This window comes from Marinifaba aquimaris, assembly GCF_013328345.1.
Classification (GTDB): domain Bacteria; phylum Pseudomonadota; class Gammaproteobacteria; order Enterobacterales; family Alteromonadaceae; genus Marinifaba; species Marinifaba aquimaris.
In genome coordinates, this window is sequence record NZ_JABULX010000026.1 from 1 (window position 1) to 18,273 (window position 18,273).

Consider the following 18,273-nt stretch of genomic DNA (forward strand, 5'->3'; position numbering starts at 1 on the left):
GTTCAATGACAGATGGTTATGACTGCTATCAAAATGCACTGGCTGAGAGTAAACGGTATTCTTAAAAACGAATACTTGTTAATGAAACCAAATAACCTAAATGAGGCAAGGGAAATGGTAAAACAATCAGTCGATTTATATAATCAACAAAGGCCACATTCGGCCTTAAAATACAAAACGCCCGATGAAATTCATCAGGCGTTTTAATCAAAAAAGTGTCAACCCATACTAGGATGGGTCACAGCAGACTTCAAAAAATCATATTAGCTGTGCTGATCTAACAAAGTGGCAAGTCTGTCTTGCACTATTGCTACATCGGTTGTTTCAACTAAAAATGCAGCTTTGGTTTCATCTAAATCCAGCATGCTGGCAAAAAAGCCAGATAAGCCTCGCGCTTTGCGATCGATTTCTAAATACACCTCAGTGCCATTTTCTAAGTTATTAAAAATGACTTCTACTTCATCAACTCGGCCGACAAACTCACCGTGTTTGGGTTTGAACTCACATTCTTGAATAAAAGTTTGTCCCCATTTTTTTGATGCTTCGTTTTCTGCTTTAACCATGGCAAAACCCAAATTCTCCAACGCTTGTAAAAACGCGAGCTGATAGTCGTTAGCAAATACGTGTAAATAGTCTCTGTCTTCTCTATCGAGTGCAAAGTCGATATCGAGTCTGGTATCGATCCAAATTTCACTGTTACCTAACGTCATTGGGGTATTGAGCGGCAAGGTGGCATGAAACGGGATTTCTTTTATTTGCTCTGGGCCAATTCGAAAGTCGTCCCTCAGTTGTATCGTTGATAAGGTTGCTACTTTTTCAACGGTTTCGGTTTCTTCTTCAATTTCACCATAATCACCTTCAGAAGTATGTGTGACTTCAGCAAAGTAATTACAGCGAATATCTAAATCAATTTTGTTGATATCTTGGGCAACTTTTCCGCCTTGAATAAAAATCGTGCCGTGAATGGTGCCACCAGGAAATAACTGCTCTTCGGCAAGTCTTGTATCAACCACTGCTGAGCCTATGCCCACGGTTGATAGAACTTTTTGGAAAAATGACATGGGTAAACCTCTTGTGCATGTTCACCTTTAAAGTATCAGATAAAGGCTTGGAAAGGGAAAGCTACTCGTCGTATTTATTTTAATTTATACCATTTTTACATAAGGTTTACTGGTGAAATTAACAGGGGTTGGGAAGTCGGTTTTTACATTTAGATTTGTTACAATCGGCGACAATTTTAACCATCTGCTTTTATCGGGAACTTTCGACGATAAAAGGCTCTCTAAGATGGGCGCTAACTCACATAAAAACTATTAACTGGAGCATTTGCTACCAATGAAATTAAAGAAAATTGGCCGTTGGCTGTTAGTTACATCTCTCGTTGCTTTTTCTGCTCACGCTGTAACCCCTGCACCTCCAACAATTAATGCAAAAGGTCACTTATTAATCGATGCTGAAACAGGTAAAGTGATTTCTGAAGAAAACTCAGAAACGCAATTAGCACCTGCATCATTAACTAAGATGATGACCAGTTACATCATTGGGGCTGAAATTGAAAAGGGCAATATCAACCCTGAAGATATGGTCACTATCAGTGAAAACGCTTGGGCAAAAAACTTCCCAGATTCATCTAAGATGTTTATCGAAGTGGGCAAAGAAGTATCTGTTGCTGACTTAAACCGCGGTATCATCATTCAATCGGGTAATGATGCCAGTGTTGCTATGGCAGAACACATTGCTGGCTCTGAATCTGCATTTGCTGATTTAATGAATGCTTATGCTCAACAGTTAGGTATGACTGCGTCTAACTTTACTAACAGCCATGGTTTACCTGACCCAGAGCTTTACACAACGCCAAAAGACATGGCGATTTTAGGTAAAGCCCTTATCAATGACGTACCTGAAGAGTACGCCATCTACAGCGAAAAATCCTTCACTTATAACAACATCAAGCAATACAACCGCAACGCTTTATTGTGGGATAAGAGTTTAAATGTCGATGGCATCAAAACTGGCCACACAAGTGAAGCGGGTTACAGCTTAGTTTCATCTGCGACTAAAGGCGACATGCGTTTAATCGCTGTAGTCATGGGTACTGAATCTGAGCGCCAACGTAAAGTTGAAAGTAAAAAGCTACTTAACTACGGTTTTCGTTTCTTCGAAACAATTACGCCGTATGAAGCGGGTAAGAAGTTTGTTGATCAACCTATCTGGATGGGCGACAAAGAAACGGTTCGTTTAGGTATTACCCAAAGCACGCCTATTACCATCCCTCGTGGTCAGCGCAAGAAGTTAGAAGCTAACTTTGAACTTGATAAAGAGCTTAAAGCCCCAATTAAGAAAGGTGATGTCGTAGGTACGTTATACTTACAGTTAAATGGTGAAGATGTTTCACAATATCCATTAGTTGCACTAGAGAGTGTGGCTGAAGGCAGCTTATTTAGCCGCGCAGTTGATTATTTAAAAATGCAATTTGCTAACTAAAAAGCGCTAACCCATCTGTTTTACGCAGGCTAAGGAACGCACAGTGTTTCTTAGCCTGTTTACTTTTTATAGTGTGTGAAAAAATGAAAACACGTTTTGATGAATTTTTAGAATTTCCTTGTCGCTTTCCTTTTAAAGTTGTCGGTTACACAGACCCTGCTTTAATTGATGAAGTGGTTGCCGTGTTACAACAACACGTGCCAGGTGATTACTCGCCAACGTCAAAAGACAGCGGTAAAGGCACGTATCAATCGATTACCGTTGATGTCAATGTCGAAAGCAAAGAGCAAGTTGAAAAGCTATACCAAGCTTTATCAGAAATCGAAAAAGTACGTATGGTGTTATAGGTAAATCCTTCTAATGACTGAAGCTTTACTCTCTGAAATATTGGTACGTGATTTAGGCCGTCAACCTTACGAGCCTATTTGGCAAGCCATGCAAGATTTCACGGCTAATCGCCAAGACGATGCCAAAGACGAAATCTGGTTTGTTGAACACGATCCTGTATTTACTCAAGGCCAAGCAGGCAAATCAGAGCACGTTTTATTTCCGGGTGATATTCCCGTAGTTCAAGTTGATAGAGGCGGACAGGTCACATACCACGGACCCGGCCAGTTAGTCGCTTATGTCTTGATCAATATTCGTCGGAAAAAAATCAGTGTGCGTGATTTGGTCTCTGCAATCGAAAACGCCATTGTTGCCGTATTGAAAGATCACAAGATAGACGCATACCCAAAAGCGGACGCGCCTGGTGTTTATGTCGATGATAAAAAAATCGCGTCACTCGGTCTAAGAATCCGTCGTGGTTGTTCATTTCACGGTTTAGCGTTAAACGTGAATATGGACTTAGCGCCTTTTGGTCGAATAAACCCTTGTGGTTATCAAGGTCTTGAAATGACGCAATGTGCTATACTCGGCGGCCCTGATAATTTAGCGCAAGCTAAAGCCGAATTATTAACGCATTTGAAAGAAATTTTGGCGTATAGCCAACATACTGAAGTACCTGGAGTTTTGTCTCATGACAACTAAATCGTCTCGCACCGTTGCCGGTGAAAAACTTCGTGACGAAGATAAAATGCGCCTGATCCCTGTTCAGGTTATACCAACAGAAAAAGAAGAAATGTTGCGTAAGCCTGATTGGATCAAAATCAAGTTACCACGCAGCACAGAGCGTATTGATGAAATCAAAAAAGTCATGCGTGAAAATAAGCTTCACTCAGTTTGTGAAGAGGCGTCTTGCCCTAACTTAGCTGAGTGTTTCAATCACGGTACTGCGACCTTTATGATCTTAGGTGATATCTGTACGCGTCGTTGTCCATTCTGTGATGTGGCACATGGTCGTCCACTTGCTCCCGATCCTGATGAAGCAGAAAAGCTTGGCCAGACTATCGCTAAGATGAAACTTAAGTATGTTGTTATTACGTCTGTTGACCGTGATGATTTACGTGACGGTGGCGCACAGCACTTTGTTGACTGTATCGACGCTATTCGAAAATATAGCCCAGAGATCAAAATTGAGATCTTAGTGCCGGACTTCCGTGGCCGTATGGATAGAGCATTAGCTATTTTAAATACTTCACCACCTGATGTATTTAACCACAACTTAGAGACAGCGCCGCGCTTATACAAAATGGCTCGTCCAGGTGCTGATTACAAATGGTCGCTTGAGTTACTAAAAAAATTCAAAGCTGCTAACCCTAATGTACCAACTAAGTCTGGCTTAATGATGGGGATGGGTGAGACGAACGAAGAGATCGCAGAAGTGATGCGTGATTTACGTGAGTACGATGTGGAAATGCTGACTTTAGGTCAGTACTTACAACCATCGAAACACCACCTTCCTGTTAAGCGTTTCGTTCACCCTAAAGAATTTGATGAATTAAATGACTTAGCTGAAGACTTAGGTTTCACACATGCTGCATGTGGTCCTATGGTGCGCTCTTCATACCATGCTGATAAACAAGCTGCGGGTGAAGAAGTCAAATAATACCTGTTTATGAGTATCTATCGTTGATATATTCAGCGCTAGATACTCAGCTCCTCCCAATCTATCTACCACTTCAAACCAAACCTAGCTATTTTTGTTTCAGCTGTGTAAACCCGATAGGGAAGCTTTACTTTATTGCTTAAAATTAGCGCGTCTTAACACAAATTTACTCGCTGATGAAAGTTTACCTGCTAGAGCAACACAAAATACAGTTTGTACTGCTACAACGTTTGTTAGCAGGGCTAAACGATATTGAACTGATTTCACTACCAGATTTTGACTCTGGCTTTTTTGAAATTGCATTGGAAAAAGAGCCGTGTATTTTAATTTCGGGGTTAGGGCTTAAGCGTTTAGGCGCCAGTGAGTTTTTACAGCGTTTGGCCATGTTAGATGCGGTCAAAGGTTTATTGTTACTTAGCGATGCCAGTAGTGATATCTTAGAGTCGGTTGAGATCTTTGCTAAAAACTTAGGCATAGCGCATGTTAGAAGTTTACCGATTCCGGTGACCAAAACCTCAATTGCTGCAGCGACAACCCAGTTAATTAGTGCGATTAAGACTGTCGATGTGCCAACTAAGCGCAGTCGGCATACTGAAGTATTAGATGCTGAAGCTTTATCTGATGCTTTGTACAATCAAAAGTTTGTGCCTTATTTTCAACCTCAGGTCTGCGCGCAAAAGCGCAATGTCGTTGGGTTTGAATTACTAGGTCGCTTGCATCACCAAGATCAAGTTATTTACCCGGGTGATTTTATCCCTGAACTGCTCGACTCAGGCCTGATTTGTCATTACACACTACATCTTATTCAAACGGCTATTCGCCAAGCAAGGTTATACGGCTTTAGTGATAAATTGTTATCGGTCAATGTTGATTATGTCAGCTTAATGGAGCCGGGGTTTGCCCACGATTTACTAGCCATACTGAAAAAAGAAAACTTCCCCAGTCACTTATTTGAAATAGAAGTCACGGAAACGAGTTGCCCCAATAGCTTGTACGTGATTGCGAATTTAACTGAAATTCGCATGGCGGGCATATCGGTGGCAATTGATGATTTTGGCACGGGCTTTTCTGGGCTAAACGAATTACTGCATTTGCCATTTAACGTGATCAAGCTAGATAGAACTCATGTTGCGCGAGTGAATAAATCGCAAAAAGCCTTCCATGTCTTAAAAGGCATTCAACAAATGGCAAATGACTTAGAAATGAAAACGGTCGCTGAAGGGATAGAAACGGAACAGAATGCCGATGCGATGTCGGCATTAGGTGTCGGTCGGTTGCAAGGTTTTTATTACTCACCAGCGGTAAAGGCGGTGAAAGTGCCGGAGCTTATCGAGAAGATAAATTTAGCCGCGCTGGATATCCGAATGGCACAGGCCAATATCTATAAAGTGGTGAGCTAAAAAGCGACTTAATAAATTGAGCCTACAGCAATACCGCAGGCTTAATTTAAAATCACTACTCTTCAAGTAGCTCAATAGCCAGTTTGACAAAATCACTCGAACTGACAATGCCAAGTACGGCATTGGTATCTGATATCACAGGCAAGCAACCGTACTTCCTATCTAAAAAATGATTAGCTGCTAACGATAGGCTGGTGTTGATACCCACTGTTGGGTTATTGCTGTCCATAATATCTATTATAGGAACCTGACTTTCTCTTCTGTCTAAACGGTTATTGCCATAGGTTGATACTATGTTCATTATTTTAGACAACATCACTTTTTGACTGACGACGCCTAAGTATTCCAATGTCTCTTTATCAACTACAGGTATGTGACGAATACCTAAATCACGCGTGATGTTATGGGCGTCGAGTAAACTGGCACTATTGTCTAAAAACTTCACATTCGTAGTCATAATATCGCCTACAACACGTTTGCTCATATCCACCTCATTGTTTCTGTTCAATTAATTTCAAACTAAGTATGACTTATCTTGGCCAATTTACTTTGTGCTAGCGCAAATAAATCGACTTTTTTGGCAAATTGAGCAGTGTAAGGGCTAGTAGGGGGGATGATTCAGGCATAAAAAAAGCAGGCTAAGCCTGCTTTTTATCAGTTACCAGTGAATGCTTAAATGAGCTTATTGCACGTGATTGGCAATGGCTAACTCAAGGTACTTACGCACACTTTGGTTGGCGTCATTGACTAAGCGTTGATAACACATACCGGCAAACGCATAGGTTTTATCGGCGTAACTTAGCATGACCGTTGGGGCTTCTGGGTTCGTTGTGTCGTATACCCAAGTGCCGCCAATGGTCTCTTTAAATACTTCACCAACATAAGCGCCAAAGATATTGCAGACAGTGAAGATAAACTTATCTTGCTCTTGTTGGCTCTTTAGTAAAGCTGCACATTGTAATAAAACATCATCAACAGAAGTCACACTGTCCATGCTACCGTCTAGCTCGATATCGAATTGTTCTGTGGCAAACGAGATCGCATCTTGCTTAGAAGCGGCCATTAAGGTTTGTAATTCTTCAGTATTAGGTGCGTCTTGCGTCATTCTGTTTTCCTATTTGCTAACGTCAAATATCGGTTGACTCTATATGCTCACTATAAGCTTACTTAGTAGCGATAACAACCGCCCTTTTAGGTGCAGGGTAACCTTCAATTGTCTTGGTTAGATCATCGGCATCAAGAAAATCTTCTAAAGACTCATTTTCCATCCAATCGGTTTTTCTTTGCTCTTCTAGTGAAGTGGTATCGATATCAACAACACGCACATCTTTAAAACCGACGCGTTCCATCCAGTGTTTTAACGCATCACAACTTGGAATAAACCAAACATTACGCATTTTTGCATAACGCTCCCCCGGCACTAATACTTGGTTTTGATCGCCATCGATAACAATGGTTTCTAATACCAGTTCGCCACCTTTGCGCAACTGATCTTTTAGCTGGCTCAAGAAATCGAGTGGTGAGCGTCTGTGATACAAAACGCCCATTGAAAATACCGTATCAAAACACTCAGACTTAGGCAGTTCTTCAATACCTAACGGCAATAAATGAATATCTGGGCTTGGGTTGTATTTATGAATACATTGGAACTGGGCTAAAAATAGCTGTGATGGATCGGCTCCGACAACGATATCGGCCTCTTCACCCAACATACGCCACATGTGATAACCACTGCCACAACCGACATCTAACACCGCACGGCCTTTAAGTGGCGTTAAATGCGGTAAAACGCGATCCCACTTCCAGTCACTGCGCCATTCGGTATCAATGTGCATGTCGAATAAATCGAATGGGCCTTTGCGCCATGGCATAAACTGCTTGAGTAAAACTTCTAAACGCTTTAACTGCCCCGGTACAATATCTTCCGCCGTGCCAAAAGACACCTTGTCTTTTAACTCAATTTGACTGGCAGTGACATCGGGCAAGTTTTTAATGGTCTTTTGCCATTGATGAAATTCACCATGCAAATTTTCTTTATACCAATGCTCTAAAATAGGCGGTAATGTGGTTAACAAACCTTGTAATGGCGAGTCGATGATACGGCGGTAGAATTCAGTAAATTGCATGATGGCTCTGGTTATTGATGTTTAAAGTAGAGTATAGCGAACTGGTATGAAGTCAGACCGTTTAAAGGCAAGAAAAAAGCACGGAATGTATAAGCATACTTGAGCACTTTCGACGCCGTATTTTAGAGAGCTGACGACATGTTCCATTCGCTATTTTATTGCTTGATAGCGATAAAGGAAGTAAAGCTAAAACATTGATACCATTGATCAACGTGATTAAAGCCAGCGCGTTTTAAGCGAGTTTGGTGACAAGCTAAGGTATCGGTGCGCATAACATTTTCAATGGCGGTGCGCTTTTGGCTGATCTCAAGCTCTGAGTAACCATTGGCGCGTTTAAAGTCTAAGTGCAAATCATCAATCACTTGATGGGTGACTTGATCGGCAAATTGCAGCTTTTCAGATAAAACTAAAATACCGCCGGGCTTGAGCGCTTGGTAAATACGGGCGATTAAATCGTCCCTATCTTCTGGTTTTAAAAACTGTAGCGTGAAGTTTAAAACCACTAATGAAGCATTTTCCATGTCGATATTTAAAATATCGTCGCACAAGATAGTAGTAGGTACGTCGCTTTTATAAGCCGATAAAAAGCTGGTGCATTTCTCGACCATTGCCTTTGAGTTATCGACCCCGATAATCTGGTTTTTTTTAACACCTGCTGTTTGAACTGAGCGGCGTATGGCAATGGTTGCGGCGCCTAACGAACAACCTAAGTCATAGATATTGGCATCATCTTGGGCGTGTAATCGCGCTAACTGGCCTATGGTAGAAATGATGGTTTGATAGCCCGGCACCGAGCGTTTGATCATATCGGGAAAGACATCGACCACAGCTTGGTCAAACACGAAATCTTTCACTTCGCCTTGTGCATCAGCGTAAATATTATCTGGGTTTTGCATTATTTGCTTACTTGCAGCATAAAATCTCTTAATGGCTGAATTTTAGCTTAATCTGACTACTGCATAAACTGCTTTATTGCTTTATAATCTCCGGCAATTTTTCGGCTAGCTTTAATTGCATCGCCGAACCGCAAATTTTAAAGAATAATTCTCAGGAACAGATACATGCGTAGTCATTATTGTGGCCAAATTAATAAGGCTTTAGTGGGTGAAGAAGTCACTCTATCGGGTTGGGTAAACCGTCGCCGTGATTTAGGTGGTTTAATTTTCTTAGACATGCGTGATGTTAAAGGCATCATCCAAGTGGTTATCGACCCTGATTTTAAAGAATTATTCGAAACAGCTAACCAATTACGTCATGAATTCTGTATCCAAGTTAAAGGTACAGTGCGCGCACGTCCTGATAGCCAAATCAACAAAGACATGGCAACAGGTGAAGTTGAGTTATTAGCCTCAGAGTTAACGATTTTAAACAAAGCAGCACCATTACCACTGAACATGGACGGTCACTTAAACAACTCTGAAGAGCAACGTTTAAAATACCGTTACTTAGATTTACGTCGCCCTGAAATGACAGAGCGCATGCGATTCCGCGCTAAGGTGACTTCGTTTGTTCGCAACTTCATGGATCAAAACGATTTCTTAGACGTTGAAACGCCAATTCTAACTAAAGCGACACCAGAAGGTGCACGTGACTACTTAGTACCAAGTCGCACACACAAAGGCCAGTTCTTCGCATTACCGCAATCGCCACAGTTATTTAAGCAATTGTTAATGATGTCGGGCTTAGACCGCTACTATCAAATCGTTAAGTGTTTCCGCGATGAAGACTTACGTGCCGATCGTCAGCCAGAATTCACGCAAATCGATATCGAAACTTCATTCATGTCAGCTGATGAAGTGATGGGTATTACTGAGAAAATGGTACGTGACTTATTCCAGCAAATGTTAGACGTGGACTTAGGTGAGTTCCCACGTATGACTTACGAAGAGGCGATGACGCGTTTCGGCTCTGATAAGCCAGATTTACGTAACCCATTAGAAATGGTTGACGTAGCGGATTTATTAAAAGACGTTGAGTTTAAAGTATTTGCTGGCCCTGCAAACGATCCTAAAGGTCGTGTAACGGTTATTAATGTACCGGGCGGTGCTGAGAAGTTCTCGCGTAAAGGTATTGATGAATTAACTAAGTTCGTTGGTATTTATGGCGCCAAAGGCTTAGCTTACATCAAGGTTAACGATGTAGCAGCAGGCTATGAAGGTTTACAATCTCCAATTCTTAAATTCTTACCAGAAGATGTAGCTGCCTCAATTGTTGAGCGCGTGAACGCACAATCTGGCGATATCATCTTCTTTGGCTCTGATTCATACAAAGTGGTAACAGAAGCGTTAGGTGCATTGCGTCTTAAACTAGGTGAAGACTTAGGTTTAACAACAGATGAGTGGAAGCCACTTTGGGTTGTTGATTTCCCAATGTTCGAAGAATTAGAAGACGGTGCCTTAACGCCGCTTCATCACCCATTCACTGCACCAATTAATGTTACGGCAGAAGAATTAAAAGCCAGCCCAGAAACGGCGCTTTCTAATGCATACGACATGGTATTAAACGGTTGTGAGCTAGGCGGTGGTTCGGTTCGTATCCACGAGCAAGACATGCAAGCGGTGATCTTTGATATCTTAGGTATCGAAAAAGAAGAAGCCGAAGAGAAATTCGGTTTCTTATTAGAAGCATTACAATTTGGTGCGCCACCTCACGCTGGTTTAGCATTCGGTTTAGACCGTTTAGTGATGCTAATGACAGGTGCTACATCGATTCGTGATGTTATGGCATTCCCGAAAACTACAACGGCAGCGTGTCCGTTAACCGATGCCCCAGGTTTTGCTAACCCTGCTCAATTAGAAGAATTAGGCGTAGCTTTAATTCCGCAAGAGAGCAAAGACGAAAAAGAAGGCGAATAATTAACGCTGAATAAGGTGTTATCCAAAAAGCCTTGCTCGTAATTGAGCACATATCGTAATAAGCTAAAAGGCCGTTTTAGATTGAATCTAATCGGCCTTTTTTGTTTTTACCCTTTGAATGTTTGTAAATAGTTTTAGGTTTTAATTTGTCTATTATTCTTGCTATCGATCCCGGCTCTCGCACTACAGGTTATGGCGTAGTTAAAAAGCGCGGCCACAATTTTGATTATTTAGGCAGTGGCTGTATTCGTTTAGGCGATGCTGAATTACCCGCGCGGTTAAAAATGATCTTCGATGGCGTATCTGAGTTAATTAAACAATTTCAGCCCAGTGAATTTGCTATCGAGCAAGTGTTTGTCGCCCATAATGTTGGTGGTGCCTTAAAATTAGGGCAAGCAAGAGGTGCTGCTATTGTCGCCGCAGTAAACGCTAACTTACCTGTAGCTGAGTATTCAGCCAGACAAGTTAAACAAGCGGTAGTGGGTACAGGTGGCGCCGATAAATCACAAGTACAACATATGGTGCAAAGTATTTTAAAACTATCGAAATCACCGCAAGCCGATGCAGCCGATGCCCTTGCAATCGCGATGTGCCATGGTCATACCCAACAAAGTCTAATCGGTATGGCAGGGCAGGCGAGTAAAACGGTAAGAGGGCGGTTAAGGTAGGTTATGTCAGATTCAGCTATAAACACACAACACCACTTCCCTTATAAAGGGAGAGAGCAGAAACGGTTTGAAATTCGCTATGAAGATTTTAAGCGTACTTGGCGCAAATTTTGTGTGCCACAGTATACAACTCAAAATATTCAACAAAGGCTACATGGTGATGCAGAGGGTGCATTTAAAGTGTTTGCTTTTGCTCATGTTGCTGGGCAAGAAAATAGTTTAGCTTTTAGGTATTTTTCACTCGCGCATCAATTATTCCAACTGCATGTGCAGTTGGAATTAAACCCAGGCGTGGAGCAAAGTAGGGTTATAGAAGGCCACACCATAGTGCAAATTGGTAAGCCTTATAAAGTGTGTATGCATGGTACAGATTTGATTGAGCCTTATTGCTCCGCCTTACTGATGCGAGACTTCGCCGCTATTGAAGGGATGCAAGGTTATCAACACGATAACTTTATTCACCCGCTGGCAGAAGCGCTTGATTATGAAGCGCCCTTAGCTGACTTTTTTTTAGGTATTTTTAACCCAAGGGCTGATATTAATAAAAGCATTAATGAGTTTATTCGTTTATCAGCGCCTGAGTGTATGCCACAAAGAAGACAACCTTATACCTATAATGTGCTGATGCCGTTTTTAGAAATCTTGTTATCTATATTAGCCAAAGATGAAGCCCGTTATCATCAAGCCATAAAAGATGCATTAACAGCCAGTACTAAGCACTATAGTCAAAAAAGAACTGAGGGTTTAGCATGTGGTTGGGTACCACTTCATATTTGTGGCCCCGCTGCTCTTGCCTTTGACCAACTTGGCTATAAACTCCCCGAACCTAGCCCTTATTTACCAGAGTGGCTAATTTATGGCGAGTTTAGAGAGTGGCAATAGCGATAATTAACTTGATAAACAAAAAAGGCTTTTTCAAGCACTGGTAGTGCAATTTATTTTGGAAATATAAACTCTGGGGTCACCCATTAAGAAGCTGTGTGCCATGGTCATACCCAACAAAGTTTAATTGGTATGGCAGGGCAGGCGAGTAAAACGGTAAGAGGGCGGTTAAGGTAAGTTATGTCGGATTCAGCTATAAACACACAACATCACTTTCCTTATGTAGGAAAAAATAAAAGGCGATTTCAAACTTGCCAGCGTTTATTTGATGAGCCATGGCAGAACATACGTTGGCCACAATATTTATCAATAAATATTCAGCAAAGGCTGCATAGTGATGCTAAGGATGCATTTAGAGTGTTTGCTTTTGCTCATGTCGATGGGCAAGAAAATAGTTTAGCTTTTAGGTATTTTTCACTCGCACATCAATTATTCCAACTGCATGTGCAGTTGGAATTAAACCCAGGCGTGGAGCAAAGTCGGATAATAGAAGGCCATACCATAGTGCAAATTGGTAAGCCTTATAAAGTGTGTATGCATGGTACAGATTTGATTGAGCCTTATTGCTCAGCCTTACTGATACGAGATTTTGCCGCTATTGAAGGGATGCAAGGTTATCAACACGATAACTTTATTCACCCGCTGGCAGAAGCGCTCGATTATGAAGCGCCCTTGGCCGACTTTTTCTTAGGTATTTTTAATCCAAGTGCTGATATTAATAAAAGCATTAATGAGTTTATTCGTTTATCAGCGCCTGAGTGTATGCCACAAAGAAGACAACCTTATACCTATAATGTGCTGATGCCGTTTTTAGAAATCTTGTTATCTATATTGGCCAAAGATGAAGCCCGTTATCATCAAGCCATCAAATATGCATTAACAGCCAGTACTGAGCACTATAGTCAAAAAAGAACTGAAGGTGTCGCTTTTGGTTGGGTACCGCTTCATATTTGTGGCCCCGCTGCTCTTGCCTTTGACCAACTGGGCTATAAACTCCCCGAACCCAGCCCTTATTTACCAGAGTGGCTAATTTATGGCGATTTTAAAGAGTGGCAGTAACCTATCAACGGTAATAATCAATAATAAGAGTTGTCTTGATAAACAAACGAACCTTTTTCAAGCATTGGTAGTGCAACTTATTTAGGAAATACAATGAAATCGACATTAACTAAATTATTTTGGCCAATCCTTAAATTCTTTGAAACGGGAGAAGAGCCTGAAAATTTTAAACCATCACACCGCATGGCATTAAATGGCGTTGGCGGTTTGTTTTTATTTTTAGCTGTGGTTTCAGGTATTGCTGCATCGGGTAGTGATGACTTGGGTGGTTTTATCCCTGTTGTGGTGTTCTTTGCGGTGGGTTTTGTCGCTGTACTGGTTGGTACTTTAGGCACAAACAAAGCCGTGGCGAAAATTTGGGGTACAGGTAAATAAAGCTCGTCTCTAATAATGAGCTAAGAATCGGTATTACCTAAAGCATTTTAATCGCCACTGCTTTTTTATTTATCCTAATCAATTATTACCTGATACTGCTCAAACTGTTTATCGATAAATTCAGCATGTTCACTTTCATGTCTTAATTCTGTTTTATCCACCCCTTTTAATGCCGCTAGTGAAGCGATACGACCCTGTTTATTAAAATGGTTATGCCTTGGGTGATAACTTAAAGCCAGTGAATCTTGATAGGCTTGTTCTGGGCTAATAATTTCCCAGCCTTGGTTTTTTATATGGGTGGCTAATTGCCCGATAAAGAGCGCTGCTACTTCATTTTCATGCAATAACAAAATGTGTTTAGGCGATCGATTTAAGTGCTTTTGTGCAAGTTGGTCATAAAACTCAATACTTTGCCAAAGTATATCGACATAAAGCTGACCGAGCTTTTGATAATCGACTTTTTTACCTTGCTCAATGGCCGTTAACATTTTGCTGTTAATGTACCAATCAAAATTATCGACCGTGACATAACCAAACTGATAACCCTTTGCACTGAGGTGGTTATAAATGGTTTGTCGTTTTGCTGGTGTTTTGCCGTAATGCAAATACGGATGGCGGTGCAGTTTTAATACCTTGTCAAAAGGGGCGAGTAACTGTTCTGCCTGATCAAAATCAGCTAGGTATTCGGCTGCACTAATTTTATTGGCGGATAAGTGTTTATGACTGTGATGCGCTAAATGAAAGCCCGCTTGGGTGTAGGCATTAAGTCTATTTTTATCGGCCTCGTTTTTGATGTTGTTAGTCGTGACAAAAAACAATGCATCATCAACTTTGGCTTTTTGTAGTTGCTCAATAATGTTGGCTGTTTTCTCTGTGCCTGACATGAAAGCGCTACCAGCAAGTGGCGCGTCATCAAAGCTCAGGGCAATCTGTTTTGCGTTAGCATTAATCGAGCAAACAACGGCTAAGCTCGCTAATAAGGTTTTTGGCCAATTCATTATCAAGTCCTTATGGTTTTAAGTTGGGTCATGTTAATTGAAAAGGGCAACACCCGCCAATTGGCTTTATAATCTTGATATACTGTTTATTTAATCAGTTATCTAGGGTAAAGTAGCCGCATAAATTTTTCATCACTAGGATAAGAATGTGATTGTTCGTCTTACCGGCACTATTATTGAAAAAACGCCCCCTCAGTGTGTTATTGATGTCAACGGCGTAGGTTATGAAGTGAATTTACCTATGACGAGTTTCTATCAACTCCCTAATGGCGAAGCCCCAGGCGAAGAAACAAAAGTCACTTTATTTATCCATCCTATCTATCGTGAAGATACCCAAGCGCTTTATGGTTTTAACGATAAGTTCGAGCGCGATTTATTCAAAGAGTTGTTAAAAGCAAATGGCGTTGGCCCTAAATTAGCCTTAGCTATTTTATCGGCGTTATCAGCCGATGAATTTATCAGTGCCATTAACCAAGGCGATGTTAGCCGCATTGTTAAAGTACCGGGTGTGGGTAAAAAGACGGCTGAACGTTTAGTGCTTGAAATGACGGATAGATTAAAAGCTTGGTCTGAACGTGTGCCGGTTACTGTAATGACCAGCAAACAAGGCGAAATGCAAATGAGCGCACCTGAGGCGCTTGAGCAAACGACCAGCCCAACTAATGATGCCATTGATGCGCTTATTGCGTTAGGTTACAAGGCGAACCAAGCTGAAGCGGCTGTTAAGAAAGTGGCACAAGCTGGGATGAGCAGTGAAGCGCTAATTAAAGATGCGCTCAAATCCATGATTTAATGCTAGATTAAATAGCAAGTTATCGCCCAAGTAATCAATACAAGTAACAGAATAAATGATCGAAGCAGATAGAATTATCAGCGCTGAAGCTGCTCGAGATGATGAAGTCATCGACCGTGCCATTCGCCCGCAGTTATTGCAAGACTACACGGGGCAAGCCCATGTGGTTGAGCAAATGGAAATTTATATTGAGGCGGCGAAAAGACGTCAAGATGCACTCGATCACGTATTGATATTTGGCCCACCGGGCTTAGGTAAAACCACACTGTCGCGCATTTTAGCCAATGAGATGGGTGTTAATATCAAAACCACATCTGGCCCGGTATTAGAAAAAGCTGGCGATCTCGCAGCGTTATTGACCAACCTCGAACCAAACGATGTTTTGTTTATTGATGAAATCCATCGTTTAAGCCCTATGGTTGAAGAAGTCTTGTATCCAGCGATGGAAGATTATCAGCTCGACATCATGATAGGTGAGGGCCCAGCTGCCCGCTCTATCAAACTCGACTTACCGCCTTTCACGCTAATTGGCGCAACAACACGTGCCGGTTCATTAACATCACCACTTCGCGATCGTTTTGGTATTGTTCAGCGCTTAGAGTTTTATAAAGTTGAAGAGTTACAGCAAATTGTTAAACGCTCGGCCGACTACTTAAATATGCAACTTGATGATGACGGTGCATTAGAAGTTGCGCGCCGCTCTCGCGGTACGCCGCGTATTGCCAACCGATTATTGCGCCGAGTACGAGATTACGCTGATGTCAAAGCCGATGGTATTGCCAATGGTGAAACGGCCGCAGCTGCACTATCAATGTTAGAAGTGGATACCCAAGGTTTTGATTATATGGATCGCAAGTTACTCGATGCCATTATTGATAAATTTGAAGGTGGACCGGTTGGTTTAGATAATCTGGCCGCAGCAATTGGTGAAGAAAAAGAAACCATCGAAGATGTGATTGAGCCCTATCTTATCCAGCAAGGTTTTATTCAACGTACCCCGCGTGGCAGAATTGCCACCCCAAGAGCCTACGAGCACTTAGGTTTATAAAACCTAAGTCGGCTTGGTTCGAAAAAGACTGAATTTTTTGCATCGCTTTTTGTCATAACTTTAATAATGCGCTAGGTTAAGCCTTAGTTGCTGATTTTTAGGCAAAAAAAAGCCCAATCAAACGATTGGGCGTAAAGCTATGAAGGAAATAAGTTAATTCCAGAGAGTGTCTGACTAGCCTCAGAAGAGGGAGGCTAATCAATTGCAAGCGATTCCAAAATCTGCTGTGCAATTAAGATGTGTGTATAGTAGAGATCTCACTGATTGAAAACAAACGAGAAAAATTGTGCTTTCGCATAAAAAAAACTAATGTGAAGTGTTTTGACCTCAACACACTTCTGATTTATTTTTCAACAGGTGTTTTATCTTGGTGAAGTAAAAACTCAATAAAACCAATTGCTTATCGTTTTTGCACCAAGTTGGGACATTTGTTTAAAAAGGATTTTTCAATACAAATAGTTATTTATAGATGTTTTAAGGGGACAATAATGGAGGAACTATCCCAAGGTTTCATAGAAAAAGTATTTCACTTTCCAGTGCGCGTTTATTACGAAGACACAGATGCTGGCGGTATTGTTTATCATACTAACTACCTTAAGTTTTATGAACGTGCTCGTACAGAAATGTTGTCAGCATTGGGCATAGAACAAGATATTTTGCTTAAGGAGCGGATAGGGTTTGTTGTTCGTCGTGTAACTGTGGATAATATAGCGCCAGCACAGTTTAATGCGCGTTTACAAGTTAAGACAGAAATCACAGAACTGAAAAAAGTCAGTGTTACTTTTAATCAATCTGTCTTTGATCAAGGCAAAGAAATTAATCGGGCTGAATTTATCATTGCGAGTATCAACCTCGATACCTTTAGGCCAGTGCGATTACCAGAAAATATAATAGAGGAATTTAAGCGTGTCAGCTGATATTACTTTTATTGGTCTGTTTATGCAGGCCAGTCTTTTAGTTAAAGCCGTAATGATTATGCTTTTAGCTATGTCAGTTATTTCATGGACGATGATCTTCCAACGCAGTAAAGCGTTAAAACAAGCAAAAACACTGAGCACTAAATTTGAAGACAAGTTTTGGTCTGGTGTTGATTTATCTCGCCTTTATCAAGATTTAAATGCCAAGCAAAATAGCGAAGGTTCAGAAGCACTATTTAAAGCTGGCTTTAAAGAATTTGCCCGCACACGTCAAACAGCAGGGCGCGGTACTGATAGTGTTATGGATGCAACCCACAGAGCAATGCGCGTTGGTTTATCACGTGAAGTAGAGAAGCTTGAAACACATCTTACTTTCCTTGCCACAGTCGGTTCGATTAGCCCTTATATCGGTTTATTTGGTACCGTTTGGGGGATCATGAATTCATTTATTGCGTTAGGCTCAGTTAAGCAAGCGACCTTGAGTATGGTTGCTCCTGGTATTGCTGAAGCCCTTATCGCAACAGCTATGGGTTTATTTGCCGCTATTCCTGCGGTTATTGCCTACAACCGTTTTTCACACACAGTAGAAAAGCTTGAAAACAGCTACCACAACTTTATGGAAGAGTTCTCAGCCATTTTACATCGTCAGGCGTTAGCGCATCAAAGCGGAGAGTAATCGCT

Annotated in this window: 20 protein-coding genes and 2 pseudogenes; 16 read left to right on the forward strand and 6 right to left on the reverse strand. The window is 41.4% G+C overall.

The window, feature by feature from the left end; genetic code table 11:
- Window positions 1-207, forward strand: a pseudogene (locus tag HR060_RS14715) (integrase core domain-containing protein); the annotation flags it as partial.
- A 56-nt stretch (window positions 208-263) separates the two neighbouring features.
- Here the strand turns inward: HR060_RS14715 and HR060_RS14720 are convergent.
- Complete coding sequence (locus HR060_RS14720) at window positions 264-1,061, reverse strand: sporulation protein (RefSeq protein ID WP_174201059.1); 798 nt, start codon at window positions 1,059-1,061, stop codon at window positions 264-266.
- Between the two features lie 274 nt (window positions 1,062-1,335).
- On the opposite strand from HR060_RS14720, the gene HR060_RS14725 reads away from it, so the two are divergent.
- The 5 genes from HR060_RS14725 (at window position 1,336) to HR060_RS14745 (ending at window position 5,871) form a co-directional block, all read left to right on the forward strand.
- Window positions 1,336-2,484 (forward strand): serine hydrolase, encoded by a 1,149-nt coding sequence (locus HR060_RS14725; RefSeq protein WP_174201060.1) that lies wholly within the window; start codon window positions 1,336-1,338, stop codon window positions 2,482-2,484.
- A gap of 83 nt (window positions 2,485-2,567) precedes the next feature.
- On the forward strand, window positions 2,568-2,831 hold the full coding sequence (gene ybeD, locus HR060_RS14730; RefSeq protein ID WP_174201061.1) for a DUF493 family protein YbeD: 264 nt from the start codon (window positions 2,568-2,570) through the stop codon (window positions 2,829-2,831).
- Between the two features lie 13 nt (window positions 2,832-2,844).
- Window positions 2,845-3,513, forward strand: coding sequence for a lipoyl(octanoyl) transferase LipB (gene lipB / locus HR060_RS14735; protein ID WP_174201062.1), 669 nt, complete (start codon window positions 2,845-2,847; stop codon window positions 3,511-3,513).
- Window positions 3,503-4,471 (forward strand): lipoyl synthase, encoded by a 969-nt coding sequence (gene lipA / locus HR060_RS14740; RefSeq protein WP_174201063.1) that lies wholly within the window; start codon window positions 3,503-3,505, stop codon window positions 4,469-4,471. Before lipB ends, lipA begins: the two co-directional genes overlap by 11 nt.
- A 176-nt stretch (window positions 4,472-4,647) precedes the next feature.
- Window positions 4,648-5,871 carry an EAL domain-containing protein gene (locus HR060_RS14745; protein ID WP_174201064.1) on the forward strand — a complete coding sequence of 408 codons (1,224 nt, stop codon included), beginning with the start codon at window positions 4,648-4,650 and terminating at the stop codon, window positions 5,869-5,871.
- A gap of 55 nt (window positions 5,872-5,926) precedes the next feature.
- On the opposite strand, the gene HR060_RS14750 is transcribed toward HR060_RS14745, so the two are convergent.
- The 4 genes from HR060_RS14750 to cmoA form a co-directional block, all read right to left on the reverse strand.
- Window positions 5,927-6,355: a CBS domain-containing protein gene (locus HR060_RS14750; protein ID WP_174201065.1), complete on the reverse strand. Its 429-nt coding sequence runs from the start codon at window positions 6,353-6,355 to the stop codon at window positions 5,927-5,929.
- A gap of 198 nt (window positions 6,356-6,553) precedes the next feature.
- Window positions 6,554-6,976, reverse strand: coding sequence for a hypothetical protein (locus HR060_RS14755; RefSeq protein ID WP_174201066.1), 423 nt, complete (start codon window positions 6,974-6,976; stop codon window positions 6,554-6,556).
- 58 nt (window positions 6,977-7,034) lie between these two features.
- Window positions 7,035-7,997, reverse strand: a complete 963-nt coding sequence (gene cmoB, locus HR060_RS14760) for a tRNA 5-methoxyuridine(34)/uridine 5-oxyacetic acid(34) synthase CmoB (protein WP_174201067.1) — start codon at window positions 7,995-7,997, stop codon at window positions 7,035-7,037.
- 155 nt (window positions 7,998-8,152) lie between these two features.
- Complete coding sequence (gene cmoA / locus HR060_RS14765; protein WP_174201068.1) at window positions 8,153-8,893, reverse strand: carboxy-S-adenosyl-L-methionine synthase CmoA; 741 nt, start codon at window positions 8,891-8,893, stop codon at window positions 8,153-8,155.
- Window positions 8,894-9,058: 165 nt separating this feature from the next.
- Between cmoA and aspS the strand changes: the two genes are divergently transcribed.
- From aspS to HR060_RS14790, 6 genes and pseudogenes are all read left to right on the forward strand, one after another.
- Window positions 9,059-10,852, forward strand: a complete 1,794-nt coding sequence (gene aspS, locus HR060_RS14770) for an aspartate--tRNA ligase (protein WP_174201069.1) — start codon at window positions 9,059-9,061, stop codon at window positions 10,850-10,852.
- A gap of 146 nt (window positions 10,853-10,998) precedes the next feature.
- Entirely contained in the window at window positions 10,999-11,520 is a 522-nt protein-coding gene (ruvC, locus tag HR060_RS14775; protein WP_174201070.1) for a crossover junction endodeoxyribonuclease RuvC, read from the forward strand.
- Window positions 11,521-11,523: 3 nt separating this feature from the next.
- Window positions 11,524-12,402 (forward strand): immunity 49 family protein, encoded by an 879-nt coding sequence (locus tag HR060_RS14780; RefSeq protein ID WP_174201071.1) that lies wholly within the window; start codon window positions 11,524-11,526, stop codon window positions 12,400-12,402.
- A 93-nt stretch (window positions 12,403-12,495) separates the two neighbouring features.
- Window positions 12,496-12,579: pseudogene (locus tag HR060_RS19475) on the forward strand (crossover junction endodeoxyribonuclease RuvC); the annotation flags it as partial.
- A gap of 3 nt (window positions 12,580-12,582) precedes the next feature.
- Window positions 12,583-13,461: an Imm49 family immunity protein gene (locus HR060_RS14785; RefSeq protein ID WP_174201072.1), complete on the forward strand. Its 879-nt coding sequence runs from the start codon at window positions 12,583-12,585 to the stop codon at window positions 13,459-13,461.
- A 93-nt stretch (window positions 13,462-13,554) separates the two neighbouring features.
- On the forward strand, window positions 13,555-13,836 hold the full coding sequence (locus HR060_RS14790) for a hypothetical protein (protein ID WP_174201073.1): 282 nt from the start codon (window positions 13,555-13,557) through the stop codon (window positions 13,834-13,836).
- Window positions 13,837-13,910: 74 nt separating this feature from the next.
- Here the strand turns inward: HR060_RS14790 and HR060_RS14795 are convergent, their stop codons facing one another.
- Window positions 13,911-14,834 (reverse strand): polysaccharide deacetylase family protein, encoded by a 924-nt coding sequence (locus tag HR060_RS14795; protein ID WP_174201074.1) that lies wholly within the window; start codon window positions 14,832-14,834, stop codon window positions 13,911-13,913.
- Between the two features lie 148 nt (window positions 14,835-14,982).
- On the opposite strand from HR060_RS14795, the gene ruvA reads away from it, so the two are divergent.
- From ruvA to tolQ, 4 genes are all read left to right on the forward strand, one after another.
- Window positions 14,983-15,627, forward strand: coding sequence for a Holliday junction branch migration protein RuvA (ruvA, locus tag HR060_RS14800; RefSeq protein WP_174201075.1), 645 nt, complete (start codon window positions 14,983-14,985; stop codon window positions 15,625-15,627).
- Between the two features lie 55 nt (window positions 15,628-15,682).
- Window positions 15,683-16,675 (forward strand): Holliday junction branch migration DNA helicase RuvB, encoded by a 993-nt coding sequence (gene ruvB / locus HR060_RS14805; protein ID WP_174201076.1) that lies wholly within the window; start codon window positions 15,683-15,685, stop codon window positions 16,673-16,675.
- Window positions 16,676-17,163: 488 nt separating this feature from the next.
- Window positions 17,164-17,592 carry a tol-pal system-associated acyl-CoA thioesterase gene (gene ybgC, locus HR060_RS14810; RefSeq protein WP_174201077.1) on the forward strand — a complete coding sequence of 143 codons (429 nt, stop codon included), beginning with the start codon at window positions 17,164-17,166 and terminating at the stop codon, window positions 17,590-17,592.
- Complete coding sequence (gene tolQ, locus HR060_RS14815; RefSeq protein WP_174201078.1) at window positions 17,582-18,268, forward strand: protein TolQ; 687 nt, start codon at window positions 17,582-17,584, stop codon at window positions 18,266-18,268. The genes ybgC and tolQ overlap by 11 nt, the downstream gene beginning before the upstream one ends.
- Window positions 18,269-18,273: the final 5 nt, after the last annotated feature.